Source organism: Nostoc sp. (genome assembly GCF_041747015.1).
Lineage (GTDB): Bacteria > Cyanobacteriota > Cyanobacteriia > Cyanobacteriales > Nostocaceae > Nostoc.
Genome location: NZ_JBGTFY010000029.1, coordinates 1 through 22,212, shown reverse-complemented (window position 1 = coordinate 22,212; position 22,212 = coordinate 1). Strand labels below are relative to the sequence as shown.

Annotated in this window: 22 protein-coding genes, 1 tRNA gene and 1 pseudogene; 17 read left to right on the top strand and 7 right to left on the bottom strand. The window is 41.2% G+C overall.

Going from position 1 to position 22,212, the window contains the following annotated elements; genetic code table 11:
* Positions 1–182 precede the first annotated feature (182 nt).
* The 5 genes from ACEW80_RS02260 (at position 183) to ACEW80_RS02240 (ending at position 4,165) form a co-directional block, all read left to right on the top strand.
* Positions 183–356 (top strand): hypothetical protein, encoded by a 174-nt coding sequence (locus ACEW80_RS02260; RefSeq protein ID WP_373525037.1) that lies wholly within the window; start codon positions 183–185, stop codon positions 354–356.
* Complete coding sequence (locus ACEW80_RS02255) at positions 353–2,425, top strand: AAA family ATPase (RefSeq protein ID WP_373525036.1); 2,073 nt, start codon at positions 353–355, stop codon at positions 2,423–2,425. Before ACEW80_RS02260 ends, ACEW80_RS02255 begins: the two co-directional genes overlap by 4 nt.
* 11 nt (positions 2,426–2,436) lie before the next feature.
* Complete coding sequence (locus tag ACEW80_RS02250) at positions 2,437–3,006, top strand: Uma2 family endonuclease (RefSeq protein ID WP_373525035.1); 570 nt, start codon at positions 2,437–2,439, stop codon at positions 3,004–3,006.
* A gap of 41 nt (positions 3,007–3,047) precedes the next feature.
* Positions 3,048–3,599, top strand: a complete 552-nt coding sequence (locus ACEW80_RS02245) for a Uma2 family endonuclease (RefSeq protein ID WP_373525034.1) — start codon at positions 3,048–3,050, stop codon at positions 3,597–3,599.
* Positions 3,600–3,703: 104 nt separating this feature from the next.
* Positions 3,704–4,165, top strand: a complete 462-nt coding sequence (locus ACEW80_RS02240) for a DNA phosphorothioation-associated protein 4 (protein WP_373525033.1) — start codon at positions 3,704–3,706, stop codon at positions 4,163–4,165.
* Positions 4,166–4,194: 29 nt separating this feature from the next.
* On the opposite strand, the gene ACEW80_RS02235 is transcribed toward ACEW80_RS02240, so the two are convergent.
* Together ACEW80_RS02235 and ACEW80_RS02230 are read right to left on the bottom strand one after the other, a co-directional pair.
* Positions 4,195–5,385 (bottom strand): DNA sulfur modification protein DndB, encoded by a 1,191-nt coding sequence (locus ACEW80_RS02235; RefSeq protein WP_373525032.1) that lies wholly within the window; start codon positions 5,383–5,385, stop codon positions 4,195–4,197.
* 90 nt (positions 5,386–5,475) lie between these two features.
* A complete protein-coding gene (locus tag ACEW80_RS02230; protein WP_373525031.1) occupies positions 5,476–7,074 on the bottom strand; it encodes a DGQHR domain-containing protein in 1,599 nt (532 codons plus the stop codon).
* Positions 7,075–7,247: 173 nt separating this feature from the next.
* Between ACEW80_RS02230 and dndC the strand changes: the two genes are divergently transcribed.
* From dndC to ACEW80_RS02170, 12 genes and pseudogenes are all read left to right on the top strand, one after another.
* Positions 7,248–8,867, top strand: coding sequence for a DNA phosphorothioation system sulfurtransferase DndC (gene dndC, locus ACEW80_RS02225; protein ID WP_373525030.1), 1,620 nt, complete (start codon positions 7,248–7,250; stop codon positions 8,865–8,867).
* Positions 8,868–8,955: 88 nt separating this feature from the next.
* Positions 8,956–9,427 (top strand): annotated as a pseudogene (locus tag ACEW80_RS02220) (Uma2 family endonuclease); the annotation flags it as partial.
* 241 nt (positions 9,428–9,668) lie between these two features.
* Positions 9,669–11,657, top strand: a complete 1,989-nt coding sequence (gene dndD / locus ACEW80_RS02215; protein WP_373525029.1) for a DNA sulfur modification protein DndD — start codon at positions 9,669–9,671, stop codon at positions 11,655–11,657.
* A gap of 62 nt (positions 11,658–11,719) precedes the next feature.
* Positions 11,720–11,974: a hypothetical protein gene (locus ACEW80_RS02210; protein ID WP_373525028.1), complete on the top strand. Its 255-nt coding sequence runs from the start codon at positions 11,720–11,722 to the stop codon at positions 11,972–11,974.
* Positions 11,971–12,318 (top strand): type II toxin-antitoxin system PemK/MazF family toxin, encoded by a 348-nt coding sequence (locus ACEW80_RS02205; RefSeq protein WP_373525027.1) that lies wholly within the window; start codon positions 11,971–11,973, stop codon positions 12,316–12,318. The genes ACEW80_RS02210 and ACEW80_RS02205 overlap by 4 nt, the downstream gene beginning before the upstream one ends.
* Positions 12,319–12,366: 48 nt before the next feature.
* A complete protein-coding gene (gene dndE / locus ACEW80_RS02200) occupies positions 12,367–12,753 on the top strand; it encodes a DNA sulfur modification protein DndE (protein WP_373525026.1) in 387 nt (128 codons plus the stop codon).
* A gap of 41 nt (positions 12,754–12,794) precedes the next feature.
* A complete protein-coding gene (locus ACEW80_RS02195) occupies positions 12,795–14,243 on the top strand; it encodes a DNA phosphorothioation-associated putative methyltransferase (RefSeq protein WP_373525025.1) in 1,449 nt (482 codons plus the stop codon).
* Positions 14,244–14,392: 149 nt separating this feature from the next.
* Positions 14,393–15,907 carry an AmpG family muropeptide MFS transporter gene (locus tag ACEW80_RS02190; protein ID WP_373525024.1) on the top strand — a complete coding sequence of 505 codons (1,515 nt, stop codon included), beginning with the start codon at positions 14,393–14,395 and terminating at the stop codon, positions 15,905–15,907.
* Positions 15,892–16,314 carry an ABC transporter permease gene (locus ACEW80_RS02185; protein WP_373525023.1) on the top strand — a complete coding sequence of 141 codons (423 nt, stop codon included), beginning with the start codon at positions 15,892–15,894 and terminating at the stop codon, positions 16,312–16,314. The genes ACEW80_RS02190 and ACEW80_RS02185 overlap by 16 nt, the downstream gene beginning before the upstream one ends.
* Positions 16,315–16,493: 179 nt before the next feature.
* Positions 16,494–16,685: a hypothetical protein gene (locus tag ACEW80_RS02180; protein WP_373525022.1), complete on the top strand. Its 192-nt coding sequence runs from the start codon at positions 16,494–16,496 to the stop codon at positions 16,683–16,685.
* A 17-nt stretch (positions 16,686–16,702) separates the two neighbouring features.
* On the top strand, positions 16,703–17,287 hold the full coding sequence (locus tag ACEW80_RS02175; protein WP_373525021.1) for a GNAT family N-acetyltransferase: 585 nt from the start codon (positions 16,703–16,705) through the stop codon (positions 17,285–17,287).
* Between the two features lie 174 nt (positions 17,288–17,461).
* A complete protein-coding gene (locus tag ACEW80_RS02170; protein ID WP_373525020.1) occupies positions 17,462–18,220 on the top strand; it encodes a HEAT repeat domain-containing protein in 759 nt (252 codons plus the stop codon).
* Between the two features lie 42 nt (positions 18,221–18,262).
* Here ACEW80_RS02170 and ACEW80_RS02165 read toward each other — a convergent pair whose 3' ends face one another.
* The 5 genes from ACEW80_RS02165 to pdhA all read right to left on the bottom strand — a co-directional run.
* Entirely contained in the window at positions 18,263–18,685 is a 423-nt protein-coding gene (locus ACEW80_RS02165) for a phosphomannose isomerase type II C-terminal cupin domain (protein WP_373525019.1), read from the bottom strand.
* A gap of 80 nt (positions 18,686–18,765) precedes the next feature.
* Positions 18,766–20,115: a sorbosone dehydrogenase family protein gene (locus ACEW80_RS02160; protein ID WP_373525018.1), complete on the bottom strand. Its 1,350-nt coding sequence runs from the start codon at positions 20,113–20,115 to the stop codon at positions 18,766–18,768.
* 135 nt (positions 20,116–20,250) lie between these two features.
* Positions 20,251–20,322, bottom strand: a tRNA-Lys gene (locus tag ACEW80_RS02155).
* 61 nt (positions 20,323–20,383) lie between these two features.
* Complete coding sequence (locus ACEW80_RS02150) at positions 20,384–21,253, bottom strand: aldose epimerase (RefSeq protein ID WP_373525017.1); 870 nt, start codon at positions 21,251–21,253, stop codon at positions 20,384–20,386.
* Between the two features lie 155 nt (positions 21,254–21,408).
* Positions 21,409–22,212: pyruvate dehydrogenase (acetyl-transferring) E1 component subunit alpha (pdhA, locus tag ACEW80_RS02145; protein ID WP_373525016.1), on the bottom strand; the 804-nt coding region annotated here is incomplete at its 5' end.

Here is a 22,212-nt window from a genome sequence, read left to right as displayed (position 1 = left end):
TGATCAAGATGCTTTAATAATAACAGAAAACAATTAAATAATAAAGCCTTTTTCAAAGAAAACTATAAATTTGAAAAAATGGTTTTTGCAAAATTAAAGATAACGCTAACAGTGGCTTCACGGAGGTAGATATAGCACTAGAGAAAGTTAAAATGTAGAAAAAGTATATTTGAAAGCTCAATATGTCACAAGAGGCGAATATCGATGATGTCCAAGAGCCAATAACCAGCGCACCGCCGGAAGTACGGCAAATTATTGAGCGGGTATGGAAGCTGGAAAAAGGCAGGCTAGATAAGAAGATGAACAGCCATATAAATGATAATATTTTGGACATTATTAAGGAAGAGGTGCGATGAAGCTGACTTCAATCAAGCTCTGCAACTTTCGCTCCTTTTATGGTACGACACCAGAGATGCTCATCGCTGGGGGAGATGCTCAGAATACGACAATTATTCATGGCAATAATGGCTCTGGCAAAACTAGCTTGCTGAATGCCTTTACATGGGTATTGTATGATAAATTTAGTGCAGCGTTTGCATCGATAGAGCAGTTGGTAAATAAGCGTGCGATCGCAGAAACTCAAAAAGGTCAAGCTGTAGAATGTTGGGTAGAAATTGGCTGGGAACATGAAGGTAAACGCTATCGAGTCAAACGCGCCTGTCGGGGTTATAAAAACGAAGGTGATTTTGACGCTGGTAAACCTAAATTAACCATGTGGGTTGGTGCGGATGATGGGAAATGGAATATACCAATTCAGCAACCAGACGATATAATCAATCAAATTTTACCGGCTACTTTACATCAATATTTTTTCTTTGACGGCGAACGAATTGAAGAAATAGTCCGTTCTGACAAAAAAGCTGAAATTGCTGAAGCTACAAAAATCTTCTTGGGTGTGGAAGTAATTAACCGTTCTATTAGACATTTAGGAGATGCTAAAAAAGCTCTAGAAAATGAGTTAAAAGCTATTGGTGATTCTGAAACTAAACAGCTATTACGACAGCAAGAAAAGATAGAACGAGAACGTGAGCGTATTACCAAACGGCAAACGGAAATTAAAGAAGAGTTAGAATATCAACAAACTTTTAAAAAAGAGACAAGTAATCGTTTACGAGAACTGAGTGCTGCTAAGGAATTGCAAGAAAGATGGCAGGATTTAGAATCACAGAAAGCAGCAAATCAAGAAGAATATAAAAAAACGAAGGAAGCGCTGAAAAAAGTTATTTCTGCGCGGGGTTATACAGTTTTACTGTCAGAAACTACAGCCCAGTTTCGCGGAATTATCAATGATTTGAAGCAGCGCGGCGAGTTAACATCAGGAATTTCGCGGGAATTTGTGAATGATTTACTTAATTCTCAGTGCTGTATTTGTGGTGCAGAATTACACGAGGGTAATCATTCTCATACTCATGTGAGTACCTGGTTAAATAAGGCAGGCTCCTCGGCTGTGGAAGAAACTGCAATTCGGATGAGCGCTCAAGTAGATGAAATTGATAAGCAAGCGATAGGTTTTTGGGAAGAAGTTGATAGAGAACAAACTAGGATTAATCAGTTAAGGCAAAGCATATCTCAAATTGAAGGCGATTTAGACAATATTCAAGAACGGTTGCGAAAAGATGCTAATGAAGAAATTAGTAGTTTGCAAAAACGTTTAGATGAAATTGAAAGTAAAATTGATGAATTAAATCGAGAACAGGGAGCAAATCAGCAGCAAATTGCTCAACTCACAACTGAAATTGAAGGTTTAAATAAACAAATCGCCAAACAAAAGCTGAATGAAGACAAGCAAACTTTAGCACAGCGCCGAATTAACGCCACTCAAGATGCAATCGAACGGTTAACGGAAGTTAGAAATCGTCAAGAACAACAATTTCGCCTGCAATTAGAAAAGCGAGTACAAGAAATATTCACAGAGATTTCTGTAACTCCATACATTCCTAAAATTAGCGATAAATATGAACTGACATTAGTAGAAAATACCACAGGTATGGAAGCGCTAGTCGCAGCATCTACGGGGGAAAATCAAATTCTCAGTTTATCTTTTATTGCTAGCATTATTGACAAAGTAAGGGAATGGAGTGAGAAGCGAAAAATGATGATGATTCCCGATAGTAGCACTTTTCCAATTGTCATGGATTCACCTTTCGGTAGTTTGGATGAAAGTTCGCGGCGACACATTGCGAAGACAATTCCCCAATTAGCGAATCAGTTGATAGTTTTAGTTACTAAGACTCAGTGGCGGGGTGAAGTAGAAGCGGAAATGACAGACAGAATTGGTAGAGAATATGTGCTTACCTATTATTCTTCTAAGCCGGATTGCGAGCAAGATTATATCGAGTTGGGTGGCGAAAGATATCCTTTGGTGAAACAAAGTCCGAATGAGTTTGAGTATACTGAAATTATCGCGGTTGAACGTAATGTTTAGAGGATAAAGCTATGGTTGCGAGTCCAGATGGAAATTATATGTCTCCGCAAGAATACCTGGAATGGGAAGAACACCAAGAAATTAAATATGAATATATTGATGGTGAAGTTTTCGCCATGACTGGGGGTACTCTTCCCCATAATGATATTGCTTTAAACTTAGCTTCAGTGTTAAAAAGTCACCTGCGAGGAAGTGGGTGTCGTGTGAATATGGCGGATGGGAAAGTAGGTATATCTGAAAAAGGGCCTTTTCATTATCCCGATGTTGTGGTGAGTTGCGATGAACGAGATAAACAAGCTATTCAATTTCTCCAATATCCTTGTTTAATTGTTGAAGTTCTGTCCCCAAGTACGGAAGCTTACGATAGAGGTACAAAATTTACGCGGTATCGTCGCATTCAGACTTTGCAAGAATATGTCCTCATTGATGCTGAAAAAATTGCTTTAGATTGTTTTCGGTTAAATGATAGAGGACTCTGGGAGTTACATCCTTATGAGGAACGGGATGAGGTTCATTTAACTAGTGTTGATTTTCACTTTCCGATTTCTTTGGTTTATGAAGATGTTCAATTATCAATTTAAATTTCACGCAGAGGCGCAGAGGCGCGGAAAGAAGAGAAGATATGAGTATTAAAACTGAAGCAACTATTGAAGATTTGTACCAATTACCTGACAATTGTAAGGCAGAGATTGTCAATGGAAAATTGGTGCTGATGTCTCCAACTGGATTTTTACCAGGACGTGCAGGTGGTGAAATTTATGCTAATTTGCGTGATTATGAAAGACTAACAAAAAGCGGTTATGCTTTACCTGATAATGTCGGTTTTATTGTCAATCTCCCTCATCGTCGTTCTTTAAGTCCTGATGCCGCATTTTATATTGGCAAACCTACGGGTGGGAAATTCCTTAATGGTACGCCTGTGTTTGCGGCTGAGGTGAGAAGTGAAAATGATTACGGTGATAAGGCTGAAAAAGATATGGAAAGTAAGCGCCGTGATTATTTTGCGGCTGGTACTTTGGTAGTTTGGGATGTGGATGTACTCAAAGAGGAAGTTATCAGAGTATATCGCGCTAGTAATCCCGAAGAACCGCAAGTGTATGTCCGTGGTGAGGTGGCGGAAGCTGAACCCGCGTTACCAGGATGGACTATGTTGGTGGATAATTTGTTTATTTAGCGATCGCCCACATCCTATCATAAAATCATACCTCGGTAATTGCGTAAACGTGGCGATCGCTTTTGGCTGTCGGTTAAGATGGCAACAATGTAGATATTAATATCATGGCTGCAAATAGAATCAGGGTTGCTAAAGATAAGGCTGAGTTGGTGAAATCTCTAGTAGCATCAAAAGACACAACTGCGCCTTTCCAAACTTATGTAGAAGTAATGGTGTTTGCAGCAGCTTTAGGCGTTAAATATAAAAAGCGCATTCCTTTAGACGTAATTTCTAAAGATTTATCCCCACTGCGACAAGATTATTTTACTAGCAGCTTCACTTTATTAATTAATTTGTTGGCTATCACGGAAACAGAAAACATTAAGGTTATAGGTGATGATAATGTAGCTGACGAGCAACGCATTCACATTTTTGAAGAGTATGCTAATGCTGGTTTAGAGATTATACAAAATGAACTGCGTGGAGCCGTAGACTATTCAGAGCGACTTTTATTGATTCTTAGTTATGAGAGAACTAATACAGAGCAACAAGATGAGGAATTTGATCTAACCAAATTCCTCTCTTAATTTTTAAGTAGTGCTTAAAAGCAAAAACGTTACATCCACCCCAGTGTAATTTTTACTGTTTTAACTGCATCTGTTACTGCACTAACAGTAGCAGATATTCTATATGGCTTGTCTGGATTTTTAGGTTGGGCATCTATTCTAATTACGTTATCCTTCCAAAGTTGGTTTTCTCTTGACCAATCTAGGTGTGCTAGTTGTGACATTTTTTCTTCATTAAAATAATTATTTTCTGGCTCATATATGTAATGTAATAAACGCCCTAAAACTTCCAACCCAACGCTTATACCTAGAATACAGTCTTCTTTAAATGCAGTTACTTCATCTTCTGTTATTTCTTCAACAGTTGTATCAGCAATATACTCAGTGTTACTGCATTCTGAGAAAAATTTATTAAGATAAATAACCAAAGCATCAGATGATTGATAAACATCATAATCTCGAAGCTGATTACTTGGATCGTTAGTAAAAACGCAACTTACAAACCTAGCTATAAAATTAGTTGTGTAAATCAGCTTTTGTTTAGTTGAAGGGCTTGATTTGATCTTCTCGGTTTTACCCTGAAACATTGGTACTCGTTTTATTAATTCTTTAGTAATGCCAACTCGACCAGAAAATTCACCAAATGATAATAATAATGATTTATCTAGTTGTTTTGTTTGAGCCATGTCTCGGAAATCTGCCTGACACTGTTGAAATTCACTCTCTAAAACTAGAGTAATTGCAAAATCATCATCACTGATTAAGTGGCTTTCAGGACTTTCTATCAATTCGTGAATTGCACGTTTACGATGTTGTCCATCCGTTATATCTAACTTGACTCCACGACGAATTACAACTAGACAAATTCCTCTACCCAATTCAATAATTGTTATGTCTTTTGGAGCTACATTAGCAGTCAGAGTTCCTACAATCCAAGGTTTTTCTTTTCGAGAACGGTCAACAATATATTTTTTAATTTCATCAGCATGACCTTTAACTTCTGGGCGATTTTTACCAGAATCAGGATCATTCCCAGTAGATGGTTTAGCTTGGAGAAGACCAGAAAAGTCACTCGCAGGGACATTAATTTGCAGCATAGTGCGCTTTCCCTGCTTAAAAATAAGTCCTGGATAGCAGCGATCGCGGTGATATTGTGAGAAAAATGGCTCGATAAAGCCGCTAAACTTAGCTCTTATCTCTGGCGAAACACTATTGTTAGTATCTCCATTTGTTTGAGTCATATACATACCTACAAGAGTTAGGAAAATCGCTTATATGCTACATTGTAGCTAGTATAATCCGCATAATACAAGACTTCCTAACGCTGCTTGCTATAAAATATGTGGAAGCCCTACCTCTTTGAGTTCAACAAGCTTGCCATCAAAACCTATAGTTTTATCTTCCATAGTCCTAGCATCCGCTAAAGCTTTGCGAAGTTCAGCACGTTCCATCTGTTCCTGAATTCCACCCAGGATATAAACCAATAACTTCGTCGCCAAATCTCGTCCAGAAACCTGCACCCGCTTTTTATTTGGGTCATACAAAACCCCATACCAGAGAGATTGAGGATATTCCATACCACTAAACCCGCCTTGCTGGTCAAACTTCCGCAACTTCTTAAAAATATCTGCTAGGGAAAAACCTTTTTTAAATACCAAAATTCCCAAAGCTTGCGCTAATGCAACTTGAGCAACTGGACGGAAAAGCATATTTCCTTCACCTCCATCTTTCTCAAAGCTGAAACGCCGTAAAGTTGGTGTATCCTCGTGTTCTAAAATCTTATAACTGGAAAGACTAGCTAAAGAATCAAATAGCTTGCTAAATTCCTGAATTCCCTGCTCAAGTTCTTCATCCTCTGGACGCATGGGAATTAGACCTTTCTCCAAGGGTTTCCAGTGGGGGAACTTTTGAGCCAAATATCGCTCAGACATATCTTGCAGAGCTTGCAAGGTCGTTAAAACTGTAGAATTGGAAGCCACTGTTGCACTATTCCAATTAACACGAGGATTGCGCTCTTGTCGTTGTTCTAATAGTGGATGTGTAACTGCAATTTTTCTAGCAACAATCGCAAAACCATCATCTTCATTCAACTGTGTCAGTTGCCCTTTAGTCAAGGGTGCAGCCATCAGGTTGACATGAACAAAAATTGACCTTACCCTCCGCCTAGCCTGGGTGCGAGTTTCCCCAGGCGCTACTGCACAGATGAACTCAATACCAATTTTTTCCTTGGGTAAATTTTGCAAGTAAGCAAGGTCTACTTGGTACTTTTCTATCAAATCATTGACTGTAATAAAACTGTCATCAACACCTTTATCTTTTTTATAGCGCTGGAGTTTCCGAGTTTTAATTAATTCCATCAACCCCTGAACCCCCATTAATCGGTGTTGACCATCTAGTGCATAAATGGTGACATCATCCTCAGAAATATTTAGCAGACCTACCTTACCGTTTTTATCTAGGGGTATAAAATCAGTCGTAGACTTTGTGGCGCGTCCTTCGTTATCCCACTCAGCAGCTTTGGGATTATCCACCCACGGTTGATTAATCACCACCAGCACCGGCGGAAACTTATGATTGTGTCTAGCTGCTAAATACTGGACTAGCGGTGCTTGACGTGACCAATCAAGGGGACGCTGCTGAATTTCATCAATACTATCCGCGTCAATCTCGACATTATCAGTCTCTGGATTATACTTTTTCTGAAACAGAGGTAAGCCAGAGGCAAAGTGAACCCGACCTGCAAACCATTCCAATGTAACAGAGCTAACATAAGCCTCAGTACCACCCATCTCGGTTTTTTGAACGAGAATCTGATCTTTTCTCCCTAAAAAGTTCTCCAGGAGTAAAGCTAGTACCTGTTTTTCCTTGTTTTCTCGTTCCAGGTACTCTCTAGCGATGTCAGCAGTTGGGTCAGATGTACTATCTTTCATGTTAAATTTTAAAAACAGAATCGTATTATGTAGTTTAATTATCCAAAAAAGTGGATATTAGTAGTAAAGTTTTTAAAAACTATTTTTTCAACCCACGAAGGTGGGTTTTGTCTGTGTAGACGCGAATTCTATTCGCCCAGATATTACGCCAGTGTTTCCAGAGAGAAGGAGAAATGACTACAGCACAACAACCAGAAAAGACAGTTCAACAAACACGTACTGTAGCAGAGTTAGTGGAAGATATCAAAGCTCTCACCACTGAAATTCAAGAATTGTATTGTTTGGATCAGATACCTTGGGTTTTAGGCGTGTCTTGGGGAAAAGACTCTAGTACAGTATTGCAGCTCGTGTGGAATGCGATCGCTGCTCTTCCTCCAGAAAAAAGAACTAAAACAGTCTATGTAATTACAACCGATACTCAGGTAGAAAATCCTGTAGTGTCTGCTTGGGTTCGCAAATCCTTGCAGAATCTCAAGGTAGCTGCAAAAGAACAGGGGATGCCGATTGATCCACATTTACTACAACCAGTAATTCAAGACACATTTTGGGTAAATCTTATTGGTAAGGGATATCCAGCACCTCGTAACCAGTTTCGATGGTGTACACCACGCTTAAAAATTAATCCTGCTAATCAATTCATCCGTGAAATAGTTAGAGCTAACGGTGAAACAATTCTTGTATTGGGTACTCGCAAAGCAGAAAGCTCAAAACGTGCTGCCACAATGAAAAAGCACCAAGTTGATCGAGTACGCGATCGCCTAAGTCCTAATGCCAGCCTACCCAACTCCTTAATCTATACCCCTATTGAAGATTGGAGTAATAACGATGTCTGGATATACCTGAATCAGTGGGATAATCCTTGGGGACAAAGCAATAAAGAATTATTCACTATGTATCGAGGTGCAACAGCCGATAATGAATGTCCACTAGTTGTTGATACTTCTACTCCTAGCTGTGGTGATTCCCGATTTGGCTGCTGGGTTTGTACACTAGTGAATAAGGATAAATCAATGGAGGCAATGATCCAAAATGATGAAGAAAAAGAATGGATGCAGCCATTATTAGATATCCGTAATGAACTAGATATTAAAGATGATCGAGACAGACGAGATTTTAGAAGAATTTGGGGTGAAGTCCAACTTTTTGAGCGTAACAAAGATGGAGAAATATCTGTTGAACCAATACCTGGACCTTACACCAAATATTGGCGAGAACATTGGCTCAGACGATTATTAGAAGCGCAAACAAAAACCCGTCGGACAGCGCCAGAAAATATGCGCGATATCACCTTAATTACTCTCGAAGAAATGAGCGAAATCCGCCGCATTTGGCTAGAAGACAAACACGAATTTGATGATAGCTTACCCCGGATTTATCAAGAAGTGACAGGCGAAGAATTTCAAGACCCCCGTCCTGGTGCTGACTATAGCCTACTAGGTCGTGATGAATGGATAGTATTAGAAGAAATCTGTGAAGGTGACGCGATGCACTTGGAACTAATGGCGAAATTGTTAGACACAGAACGCCAGTATCGTAAAAAGACTCGTCGTGTGGGAATATACGATACCCTAGAAAAATGTTTTAATACGAGTTCCCGTTCTCCAGAAGATGCGATTAAAAATGCTCGTTTGAAACGCGAATTAAGCGAAGCAGTTAGTCAAGGTGATGTTGCAAAAGTCAAGCAGATGACTTTGGGCGATGTTGCAGCAATCAATGAGGTAGATGAAGGTGAAAGTGATGAACAGGTAACTTGGGCAAGTATGAAATTTAAAAAGGAAAATTTAGAAGAATAGAAGACGGCAGTCAACAAACTACTTAAAGAACACTTGACAAAGTTTGGTTATCTTAAAACAAGTGAGGTTCTATGATTCAAGCCATACACGACAAAAACTTCCATACTTCATTCCAAAAACTGTATTAGTCAAGCCATTTGAAGGTGAATCAGCTTATTCACCAGACATATTAATAATCAATCGACCAAATTTAGTGAATGAGCCTTTATGGAAAAAAGAATCAACTGTATCTCAAGCTGCATCTATTCCATTGGTTATTGAAGTTGTTAGTACTAATTGGCGGGATGATTACTACAAAAAATTAGCTGATTATGTTCGCGTAGCGTCTCGAAGAGAAGCTATAGGTATTCCCGAATATTGGATTATAGATTACGCGGCTTATGGCGCTAGGAAGTTTATTGGCAATCCTAAACTGCCTACTATATCCATTTATCTATTAATCGATGGTGAGTACCAAGTGACTCAATTTAGAGGCAATACCCAATATTGTCTCGTCTACTTTCCCAGAATTTAATTTAACCGCCGAACAGATTTTTCAAGCTGGAGGTGTGCAAATCTAGCCACGCTTACCAACACCGAGACAGATGCGATAGCGAAGCGCTGAGGCGAAGCCATCGCATTTCTTAGCAGTTAGTGATGGTATTATTTATATTTTATAGATAATATTTTTTCTCAATGCGTCAGACAAAATCATCTAATTAATTTTATCTGATTCCTTTCATCACAAACTTTCTGCTTCTGCGATAGCGAAGCGCTGAGGCGTAGCCATCGCCATCGAACTCATGTTAATCTTAAAAACTAATGATATTTCTTGAACTCGTTCTACAAAACTTTGGCCCCTACAGTGGGAAACAAGTAATCAATCTTAACCCAAAAATTGATGAGGAAAACTCACACCCAATTATCCTTTTAGGTGGGATGAATGGCGGTGGAAAAACTACCCTTATGGATGCCATTCGTCTCGCCCTTTACGGCCCCCGCGCCCAATGTTCCACCCGTGGTAATTTAAGTTATAACGATTTTCTCAATCAATGTGTTAACAGCAAAACAGATCCAGTTGCAGACACCCGGATTGAATTACTTTTTGAACATCTTGAAAACGATAAACCAATAAAATACCGTGTTGTGCGTAGTTGGACAAAAAATCCTAAAGATGGTAAAGATACATTAGGTATTTTAGGCGACAGTGATACATGGCCTGATGCTTTAGTTAATATCTGGGATGAATATATTGAAAATCTCCTGCCATTAGGCATTTCTAACTTATTTCTCTTCGACGGTGAACAGGTTAAAGAACTCGCAGAACAGGAAACACCACCACCAGTTGTAGTAGACGCAATTCGCGGACTTTTAGGACTAGAGTTAGCAGATAGGTTAGCAGTTGATTTAGATATCTTAGTTAACCGTAAACTTAAAGAAGTTGGTAATAGTAAAGATTTAGCAAACCTAGAGGAAATTGAAACTAGGTTAACCCAACAGCAAGAAGATTATCAAACAACAGGAGAAAAAGTAGAAACTCTCAAAAATCAGGTAGAAGAGTTAGAACAAAAGCAGCAAGAAGCCTTTGATAAATTTATTTCTGAAGGTGGGAAGATTGCAGCCGAACGCAATCAACTAGAACTACAGCAAAATACAAAAACTGCGGAAATTGAACAAGTACGTCAGTCAATGTGTGAATTGGCGGCTGATGTTTTACCTCTGGCATTAATTTCCAATTTGCTTAGTCAGGTACAAACACAGGGAGAAAAAGAATTTCGCCATCAACAGGTACAAATTTCTAAAGATTTGTTAATTGAGCGAGATCAGCGCTTACTCACTTGGCTAAATAAAGTGGAAATTTCCCCGATACAAGTTGAAAAAATCCAATCTTTTCTAGTCCAAGATGTAGATAATTTATATGCAAAGACTATCCAGATAGAAGCACCTTGGCTATTAGCTGATGATGAAACTTTAAGTCAACTAGATAATCTCATCTATCATTTACAAAATTCTCAACTTTCCGCAACAGAGAAATTAGCTATTCTCAAAAATAAAGAAGAAGAAATTCATACTCTCGAAAGACAAGTGCAAACAGCAGCAGCACCGGAAGATTATACAAAGCTGCGTCAAGCACTAGAAGCGGCACAAAATCAAGTTTTTGAAGCTAAGGCTAATTACGAAACAATCCGCCGTCGGTTAGCTGAATTAGAAACTATTATTGCTAAGTCAAAAAAAGAATTAAGTGAATATACAGTAGAAAATATTAAACATAAAAATAACGAACATATTATTACGTCAGCAGGGAAAGTTCAAAATACACTTAAGATATTCCGTGAAAAATTAACTCTGCGAAAACTCAATAAATTAGAGGAAGAAGTTAAAAATTGCTTCCTTTATCTCCTCCATAAATCAGATTTAGTGCATAGGATCACTATTGATACCAATACTTTCAGCCTTTTACTTTACGATTTAAGTGGTAAACCTGTCCCGAAACATCGCCTCTCTGCTGGCGAAAAACAACTACTTGCGATCGCATTCCTCTGGGGTTTAGCCAAAGTCTCTGGACACCGCCTACCAGTAGCCATCGATACGCCACTAGGTAGACTGGATTCCTCTCACCGCAGCAACTTAGTTGAACGTTACTTTCCATCCGCTAGCCATCAAGTAATTCTGCTATCTACCGATACTGAGATTGGCAAGAAAGAAGTCGAAACACTGCGAGAAAACGAAGCGATCGCCCGCGAATACCTCCTAAAATACGACTCCACCACCCGCCAAACAACGGTGATAGAAAATCAATATTTCTGGTAGTAGATATCGTTTAAAAAAGATATTTACAATATATATAAAGACCTTTGGAAAGTAGATAAGCAATGATGAACTCACCACATTTACTAAAAATAGAGCGTGACCTACGTGCTTTGTCATTAGAAGAACTAGAGTGGCTCTTAGAACTTATGACAATACAAGTGCAAGAAAGGAAGCAAATATCAAATAAATTTACTAATGTGAAATATATGAAGGAACAACTAGCTGAAATGGCTAGCGATTTAGAGATACAGGCAGAAATTGTCTCTATCAATAATGAATTTGGTGTAACAGAAATGGATGGTTTAGAAAAGTTGTGAGCATTGAGAGAGGACAAATTTATTTTATCAATCTTAATCCAGTACAGGGACGAGAACAGGCAGGAACACGACTAGTTTTAGTGTTATCTATAAACGCTATCAATGAATCAGCCTTGGTTGTGACTGTAATTGTAGCTACGAAAGGAACAAATATTAAGCGCGACTATCCAAGCAATATACGAGTATCTCCAAGTGACAGTGGATTGATAGTAGAAACAGTGTTTTTATGTTTTCAAATTCGTTCTTTAGATCAAAATCGCTTTCCTGCTGACCCAGTTGGCAAAATTTCTGACTCTAAGATGCTTGAAGTTGAAACTGCGGTTCGCTACTGTTTGGGTTTATAAGTGAAAACTACTTCAATTTTTAGTAAAACTCGTTATTGACGAATTATTATGGAATCCCCAATCGAAAGAATAAAACTATCCCAAACAGCCAAAGACCAACTTACCAAACTCAGACGCAGCACTAAAATCGACCAATGGAATATCCTATGTCGTTGGGCATTTTGTCGCTCCCTTGCAGAACCAACAACACCCTCGCCCGTCCCAATTCCCCAAGATAGCAACGTCGAAATGACTTGGCGCGTCTTTGGTGGCGAAATGTCCGATATTCTCCTCCTCGCCCTCAAGCAACGCTGTCACAATGACGGCAATCTCACCGATAAAGAAACCCTTGCCACCCAATTCCGCTTACATTTGCATCGCGGTATTGGCTACTTAGCAGGTGATCCAAATATCAAGAAAATTGAAGATTTAATTGAACTGGCCATTAAACCTTGAAAGAATATTAGTTACTGGTGTCTTAATTACGAATTATTCTTATGCCGGAAGCACTAGAAATCGAGCGTCACAGAGCTGCGATCGCTCGCACTGATTTATCTCGCCCTGTACGATTGGCAATAGAATGGGCAATTTTGAATCAAGACACTACTTTTTTTGACTATGGTTGCGGCTACGGTGGCGATGTGCAGCGAGTCGGCAACTTAGGCTACACCAGTACAGGCTGGGACCCTTATTACCATCCTGATGTACCACGCACCGCCGCCGATGTAGTCAACTTGGGCTATGTTCTCAACGTCATTGAAGATTCAGAAGAACGCCGTCAAAGCCTTCGCCAAGCCTGGGAACTCACTGGAAAAGTTTTAATTGTCGCGGCTCAAATACTGATTAACGCTCCCAGCAAAACCCAACTTGCTTACAACGATGGCATTGTAACGCGCCGCAATACTTTTCAGAAATATTACGAACAAGAAGAACTCAAAACTTATATTGATGAAGTGCTAAACGTAGATGCGGTACCGATCGCGCTGGGCGTCTACTTTATTTTTCGAGATGAATCCGAAAAACAAAGTTTCAAAGCTATCCGCTTCTTTTCTACCACCTCTACGCCCAGAGTTCGCATCCCCATCAAGCGGTTTGAAGACTATCAAGAACAGCTGCAACCACTCATGGCTTTTTTTACCAAGCGTGGCAGATTGCCTGCCAAAGGCGAATTAGAAAATGAACCGGAATTACTGAGCGAATTTGGGAACTTTCGCCGTGCCTTTGGTGTAGTTTTGCAAGCTACCGACGAAGCCGAATGGGATGCGATCGCTTACCGTCGTTCCCTAGATATCCAAGTTTATCTCGCCCTGACCCATTTTGATAAACGCCCGGCATGGCAAAGGCTAGCAGCCCAAATGCGTCACGATATCAAAGCCTTTTTTAGTAGCTACGAAGAAGCTTGTCAAGTAGCCGACCAAAAACTTTTCAGCTTGGGTAAACCTGGGGTGATTCAAACTGCTTGCGAAAAAAGCAAAATTGGTAAACATACACGCGGTGCCCTTTACGTCCATGTTTCGGCACTTGCTGCACTTGACCCCGTGCTACGAATTTGTGAAGGTTGCGCTAGCCGTACCATTGGGCGTGTAGATGAAGCCACATTAATCAAATATCACACTGAGAAGCCGCAAATATCCTATCTGTGTTACCCTAACTTCGACAACGATCCACACCCAGCGTTAAAAGCTAGTATAAATATTGACTTAAAAACCTTAGTCGTCACTCACCGAGACTATGCAAATAGGGAAAATCCGCCAATTTTGCACCGTAAGGAAACATTTGTTACCAGCACATACTCACGCTATGAAGAATTTGCTAAACTCACCCAACAAGAAGATCAATTAGGATTGCTTAACCAAAAAAGCGATATTGGCACTCGTGAAGGTTGGGAAAAATGCCTTGCTGCACACAGAGTAGAAATCAGAGGGCATCAGGTTTATCCGATTTAAGAAAGTTAAGAAACTGCGTACTAGTAATCTGTCAAGTTTAAATTGATGGGTAAGTAAGTTCGTAGTAAGGACTTTAGTCCTTATTTTCTAAGCACTAAAGTGCTGACTATCAACCCTCAAAGTACAAGGTGAGAAGGAATGTTTAAACGATGAGAGAAATGCAAGCACTGCGACAAGCTGTTCAAAGTCGTAAGATGGGTGCTTTGTTATTGCTAGGTTTTGCATCTGGGTTGCCGTTGTTTTTAACAAGTAGAACGTTGCAGGTTTGGATGCAAGATGCCAAGGTTGATATCGGGAAAATAACTTTATTTGGTCTACTGGCTTTACCTTATTCCCTGAAATTCTTATGGTCACCTTTATTAGATAGATTTATACCACCAGTCTTGGGAGGACGGCGGGGTTGGCTAGTTATCACACAACTGGGATTAGCATTAGCGATCGCACTTCTGGCATTACAACAGCCTGCCCAAAATGACCAAGTACTACAAGTGCTGGCAATCAACTGTCTAATCATCACTTTTTTGAGTGCCACCCAAGACATTGCCGGTGATGCCTACCGCACGGACATTTTAAACCCAATAGAATCCAAAACAGGTGCATCAGTTTGGGTTCTAGGCTATCGCCTAGCGCTGTTTATTACCAGTTCCTTAGCTTTGGTTTTAGCAGATTATATCCCTTGGAATAGTGTCTACTTACTCATGGCAGCTTTAATGGCAGGGAGTATACTTACAACTTTATGGGCACCACAGGAAACAAAAATACGCGACAACATCCAAAAAACTCCGCCCCTATCTTTTAAAGATGTCATTTTTCTGCTATTTATAACTGTGTTGGTAGCTGGATTAATCGGAGGTGTATTTGTCGGCGTTATTGCCCTACCTGTATTTTATTGGCTGTTAGCAACTTTGATATTAGGCTGGATAGTCGCATCTTTATTATTACCGACAGAGTTATTAGGTGAGGTAAGAGAAAATATTCCGCCCCAAAATTTACAAGAAGCAATTTTTCTGCCATTCAAGGAATTTTTTCATCGATTTGGGCTGACTCAAGCTAGCGTCATCCTAGTTTTTATCGTCCTCTATAAGCTCGGTGATTCCTTGGTGGGAATTACGGCGAATCTATTTCTGCGGGAAATCAGCTTTACCAAAACTGAAATTGGGGCAATTCAAGCTGGAATGGGCTTTCTAGCGACGACAGTCGGCGTATTAGCTGGCGGCGTGATTATGACTAGAATCAACCTCAATCGCAGCCTATGGATATTTGGCATACTGCAATTATTTAGTAACTTGGGTTATTATGCGTTAGCGGTTGCTGGCAAAAATTATTCGCTTTTGGTGTTGGCAGTGAACATCGAAAACTTCAGTGCTGGATTAGTCACAGTTGCTACAGTGGCATTTTTAATGAACCTTTGTAACCACCGCTTTACAACTACTCAGTTCGCTTTATTCTCTAGCTTAATGGCTATTAGTAGAGATGTTCTTTCAGCTCCCGCCGGAGATTGGGCTAAGTCCACAGGCTGGCCTTCATTTTTCTTGTTAACCCTAGTAGCAGCCTTACCTGGATTGCTACTTTTACCCTTAGTTGCCCCCTGGAACCCTCAGCCAGTGGCACTATCTAGACCAGGACTTGAGGACGAAGAAGAGGATATATGGGGAATCAAGTAGTAATCGCTGTCGGCACATTCATCCTCTTACTCACCGGTTTATTACTTGGCTATGTTCTCTCGCAGTTAGTTTTGGGATTTCTCGCATTTAACCTCCTAACTTTTTTTGGAACACTCAGCCTAATTTTAATTTTTGGTACTCTTTATTACGTTTTATTTTGGCAATTGCGGAGACAGCAGTCTCGACCATCGACTATAGATGAAGGGATACCAAACCAGGTAGACGAGGGTCGATCTGATGGCTATCTCAAAAACAGGATAATCGCTAAGTTGTCTGGTAATACCGCTGCTGCCGAGCTGCGAATTGAACAGGCAAGGGAGACTTATCCTGGGAAGACAGAGAATTGGTATTGCGAAAAAGTGCTTGAGGACTTGGAGCTTGAGGACTTGAAGCGTGACGATCGCTAATAATCTGCAGAAGCAGGGGGCGGAGAGTCGGGAGCAGGGGATAAGGAAGACAAAAGAGAATTTTTCCAATGCCCCATTCTCCATTCCTGTACACAGAAAATCGCTAAAATCAATCAAGAATACTTCACAAATATTCAGTTAAATTCTCATAAAAGTTCCGAGGTTCTTGCAATCTAAATATGGCTATACTTCGTCAGTACATCGCTCCGCTGCTTGCGGTATTGGTATTTCTCTTTGCCCTAGTGGCAGTCAGCGCCCGCATCTTTTTACCCGCCGATATGGCAGCACCCGCACCAATTGAAGAGGTAGAGATAAGTTCTCAACCTACTCCACTGAATCTACCACCAGCAGCACATAACTTAGCTAGCTAAATCAATAAACATCAGACGTGTCTGATCAACTACTACCTGGGTATATTATTCGCCGTGGCTCCACTTTGGATCGATCGCTGCTGCTTAAATTCATGCAGCGAACTTACCAGGATCTCTTTCCCAATGAAAATTTTTCTCACCTAGAGCAAACAGTCAATCAATACTTCTCTAGCGATACCCCCTTGTGGTGGGTAGAAGAAGAGAGGAAGCAGGGGAGCAGGGGAGCAGGGAGCAGGGAGCAGGGAGCAGAGGGGAAAGAGGTAATTTTTAATTCTCCCCCATGCCCAATACCCAATGCCCAATGCCTAATGCCCCATACGCAATACCCCATCGCTTGTCTTTGGGTAGGTAATGCAATAGATCAAGTACAGGGTAATCGTCATGCTCACATCTTTATCCTGTATGTTGCCCCAGAACATCGGCGGCGAGGTATTGGTACAGCCTTGATGCAATATGTGGAAAATTGGGCTATTCAAAGAGGCGATCGCCAGATTGGACTGCAAGTGTTTCAATCAAACAAACCCGCATTAAATCTTTACGATCAATTAGGTTATCAAACCCAATCCCTATGGATGGTAAAATTCCTGAATGCAGAAAAATAAACTAGAGGATAGCGGTAACATACTTTAGCGTCTGATTTATAGCGATTCTCGTTTAGATAAAACTCAACGAGGGAAAAGGGAAAGTGTATAACAACGTAACTAATACTTATAAAGCTTTAACTTATCGGTGTAGGGGATTATATGTTGATCCCAAAAAGCGATTGAAATGAAATTATGTATGACGAAGATGATCTAAGCCTACTCGATATTGAGGAGGAGCTAAAAAGCCCCTTAGATAAAATAGAGCCGCTAACTGCCGAATCAGAAGTGGCAAAGCCTGAGCCAGAAGTGATGCTAGCCCTGCTGGAAAACCCTCAGCCCCGGCAACGAATGTTAGCAGCGCGGACTTTTTGTGATCTGGAATATGCGCCTGCTACCCCCCATCTAATTCGCCTGTTAAGTGATACCTGTCCCTTAGTTCGGGTGAGTGCAGCCTATGCTGTAGGACGGAATCCTAGTTCAGAGGCAGTGAGTCCGTTAATTGCTCAACTAAACAATGATTGGAATGGCTATGTGCGTAAAGGTGTTGTTTGGGCTTTAGGAAACTGTCGCGATCTCCGTTCATTAGCACCCCTAGCAAACGCCTTAAGAACTGACATTTCCGCAGTCCGTTTATGGGCTGCTAGCGCCCTAGTGCAGATGGCAGAAGTGGGTTATGAAGCAGTTATAGGGGCAATACCACCATTAATTGAAGCCTTAGTCCAAGATCCCGTAGCAGCAGTAAGGAGTAACAGTGCTTGGGCAATTGGTCAACTGTGCCGTGAACTACCTTCTAATGTAGTTTATGCCACAGCGATCGATGCCCTAATTCAAGCCTTTGCTGAAGACCAAGATTTAGGAGTACGAGAAGACGCTAAAGCCTCACTTTTAGGAGTGGGTGATCCCCGTGGCTTGCAGCTGATTGAAACATTGGAACAAGAAGGGTGGTTTTGATTGGGCATTGGGCATTGGGCATTGGTTATTCTCCTTGTCTTCCTACTCCCTACTCCCTAACTCAGTTTCAGCTACAGACTTGACCAAATTTAGCTCATAGGGACGTTCCGTATCATCTTCGCCCAAATATTCACCATTTTGAATTTCCAAAATAATTAGCGGAATATGTCCAGGATTTTCTACTTTATGTAATGTTGCTGCGGGAACATAAGTTGATTCATTTCGATTCAATAATATTTCCTGTTCTCCACAAGTAACCTTCGCTACACCGGAAACTACAACCCAATGTTCATTGCGGTGATAATGGACTTGTGGTTTAATGCCGTGTCTGGGCTTGATTTCAACACGACTAATTCTATAGGTTTCTCCCTCTTCAATTACCTCCACCTCACCCCAGTAGCGTGTACCCGCATGGGGAGAAGATATATTGATATTTGACTGAGTATTATTTTCATTCTGAGTCATAACTAATTTCTCAACTAGATAAAAGGATTGGAGATTGCGGGTAAGGGGCAACAGGAATTGGGAAAACTCTTCCTCAGTCCCTAACTCTTAGTCCCTGTATACTGAATCCGATAAATCCGATTATTGGCTTCTTCTGTTACTAAAAGACTACCATCTGGTAACACAAGTAAACCTACAGGTCGTCCCCAAGTGGTTGGTACAGAAGGATTTAGTAAAAATCCTGTGAGAAAGTCTTCGTAGTAGCCAAGCGATCGCCCTTTACCATCGAAGGGAACAAATACAATTTTATAACCAGTGGCGCGATCGCGATTCCAAGAACCACGAAAAGCAGCAAAAGCACCGTTCTGGTATCTTTCTGGAAACGTTTTACCATCATAAAACTGCAAACCCAATGCTGCTGAGTGCGCCTGAAACAGCACATCTGGCCTTTGGGTACGGGCTGCTAAGTCGGGGCGTTTACTTTTCCCATCCGTCGTTTGACGAGGATCGAGGTTATTTGGTGTTAGATAAGCATAAGGCCAACCGTAGAATTTACCTTGTTGAACACGTGTCAGGTAGTCTGGCACCAATTCATCACCGATTCCATCCCGTTCATTGACAGTGGCATAAAGTTCCTTAGTTATAGGGTGAAAGTCTAAACCAACAGGGTTACGCAAACCAGAAGCAAAAGTCTGCTGCTTGGAACCATCTAAATTCATCACCTGTACCGAAGCCCGTGGTAAAGGTTCTTCATCCACATTGCTTCCTGAACCAACTGAAACATATAACTTATTGCCATCGGGCGAGACAACAACATTGCGCGTCCAATGGTTGTTATAACCTTGAGCGGGCAAGTTGGCGATTTTTTTCCCCTGATCTGTAATCTGGTTTTGACCTTTAGTATAGGGAAAACGCACCACAGCATCTGTATTCCCCAGAAAAAAGAAATTACCTTTAAAAGCCATACCAAAGGGTCTATTGAGTCCGTTGTCCCTACTAGCAAAGGTTTCTTTAACATCGGCTGTGCCATCGCCGTTGCTATCACGTAACAGACGAATGCGGTTTTGCCCAGTTTCAGTTACTAATACATCACCACTGGGGGTTAAAGCTAGCCAACGCGGGGCATCTAGACCTTCGGCAAAGACATTAACTGTAAAGCCTGATGGTACGCGCAAGATCGGCTTTTGCGGAATGGGCACAACATCAGGTCGCTTAGAGGCACTTTCTGTTGCAAAGGGTGCTGGTAAATTCTTCAGATTGATCCGAATCGGTGTAGGTGAAAGTGCTTCAGTGCGGACAATATTTTTTGCCTGTGTGGGATTCTGTGCCAGTTGGGCAGAAGGTACAGACGCTTGTGGAGTGGAATTATCTGAGAAGGCGCGAGTCTGGTTACAGGCTGCTGCCAGGGTCAGTAAAAAAACTGGCAGCAAGAAACGCGCAGGTACTTTCATGGCGGTAGACACTATACACAATTTTACTAATCGTAGACTTGGGACTTCATAATTGTCGCCAGTCTAAAGTTCAATTTTTTTGGATAGTCAACCTACTAACCCAAGTTGCGGTTGTTCAAATACAAAAGGTCTATATGGGTCGCCCGGGATTCGAACCCGGAACTAATCGGTTAAAAGCCGAGTACTCTACCGTTGAGTTAGCGACCCTTTCGTTGCTTTTTGCAACTTTGCCATCATAGCACAGACATCTGTAGATTTGTAAAGCATTTTAGAAAAAATCCGCCCTTAACCTGACAGATGCTGAGTAACTAGCTCCTGGTTCTAACACAGTCAGATTTTCACCAGTGTTGAGGGAGTTGCGGGTGGCGCTCCAAGGCTCTAGACAGTAGAATTCTTTGCCTTTCACCGTCCAAAATACTAGCCAGGTGGAAAAATCATCATAGTCTAAGTGAAGCTCTAACTTGCGGCTGTTATCGATTACACTAGCAGACCGACTAGTTAGCTGTCCAAAGACAAAATCAATTTCATCTTGGTTAAAGTCAAAATTGCCGTCAAAGGATTGAGTTTTCTTAGTTTTATTGTCCTGATATTGCCCAGACGGAATGTTAACCTTTAGCTGACTTTTATCACCACACAAAAAATAGGGATGGAAACCAGCCGAAAATGGCATTGGTGTCGATGACAAGTTTTTGTATTCCTGACGAACTTCTAAGGTATTACCTTGGAGTTCGTAAGTAAAAGCCAGTTGAAAATCAAAAGGATAAACTGCCTTTGTTTGCTCGTTGCTATTTAGAACAACAGTCAGACTAGCTTTATCTTCAGTCTTTGACTCCGTTGCTTCCCAAGGCAATTCACGGGCAAAGCCGTGTTGTTTGAGAATATACTGTTGCCCGTTGTAGGTGTAAACATTATCCGGTAAGTTACCGCAAATGGGAAACAAAATCGGATTCCCACCTCTAACGCTCAAATCAGGATGAGTAAAGCGTTCAGTGTCTAAGTAGAAAATTTCCTGCCCTTGTATGCGCCAACGGGTAATGATCCCACCACGTTCTGGCACAACTTCCAGTTGGGAACCAGCGGTTTCATCTGAAAGAATGTAAGTTTTGTATTGTTGCTGTTGAACTGCAATGGTAAACACAAATTTAATCCTGAGTAAGGTGGAGTGCCCAGTAGGGAGTGCTGAGTGCTGAGTCCTGAGTAGAAGAAAACAATACTCAGCACTATAGTAAAGTGGAGTGCTGAGTCCTAAGTAGAAAAAATACTCAGCACTCAGCACTCATAACTCAGCACTCTTTATTCGTCTTCTGCAAACACGAAACGATATAACTCGCTAGGGTCTGGTTCGGGGCTGCTTTCGGCGAACTTAACTGCTTCGTCAATCACATCTTGAATTTTACGATCAATTGCTTTAAGTTCTTCCTGCTCCACCAGATTTTGCTCTAGCAAATAAGCTGCCAACTTCTTAATTGGGTCACGGGCAAACCAAAATTCTTTCTCAGCTTTGCTTCGCATTTCATCAGGGTCTGCCAAAGAGTGACCCCGGAAGCGGTAGGTAAGTGCCTCAATTAATGTTGGCCCCTCACCAGCACGGGCACGAGCTACAGCTTCTTGAGCTACGGCTCGCACCGCCAGGACATCCATGCCATCTACTTCCACACCCACCATGTTAAATACACTGGCTTTTTTATAAATCTCTGGCTGGGAAGTCGCTCGCTCGTGCGACATACCAATGGCCCACTTATTATTTTCGACTACAAAAAGAAGTGGCAGTTTCCATAGGGCTGCCATATTTAGCGTCTCGAAAAACTGACCGTTGTTAGCGGCACCGTCGCCAAAAAAGCAAGCTGTCACTTGGTCAGCATTTTGATCTCCCAGAACTTCGCGGCGGTATTTGCTTTGAAAAGCCGCTCCAGCTGCCACAGGAATTCCCTCAGCCACAAAAGCATAGCCACCCAGTAAGCGATGTTTGGCAGAAAACATATGCATAGAACCACCGCGCCCTTTACTGCAACCTGTGGCTTTGCCAAACAATTCTGCCATTACCTCTTTTGCTGGTACTCCCGCACTCAGAGCATGAACGTGGTCGCGGTAGGTACT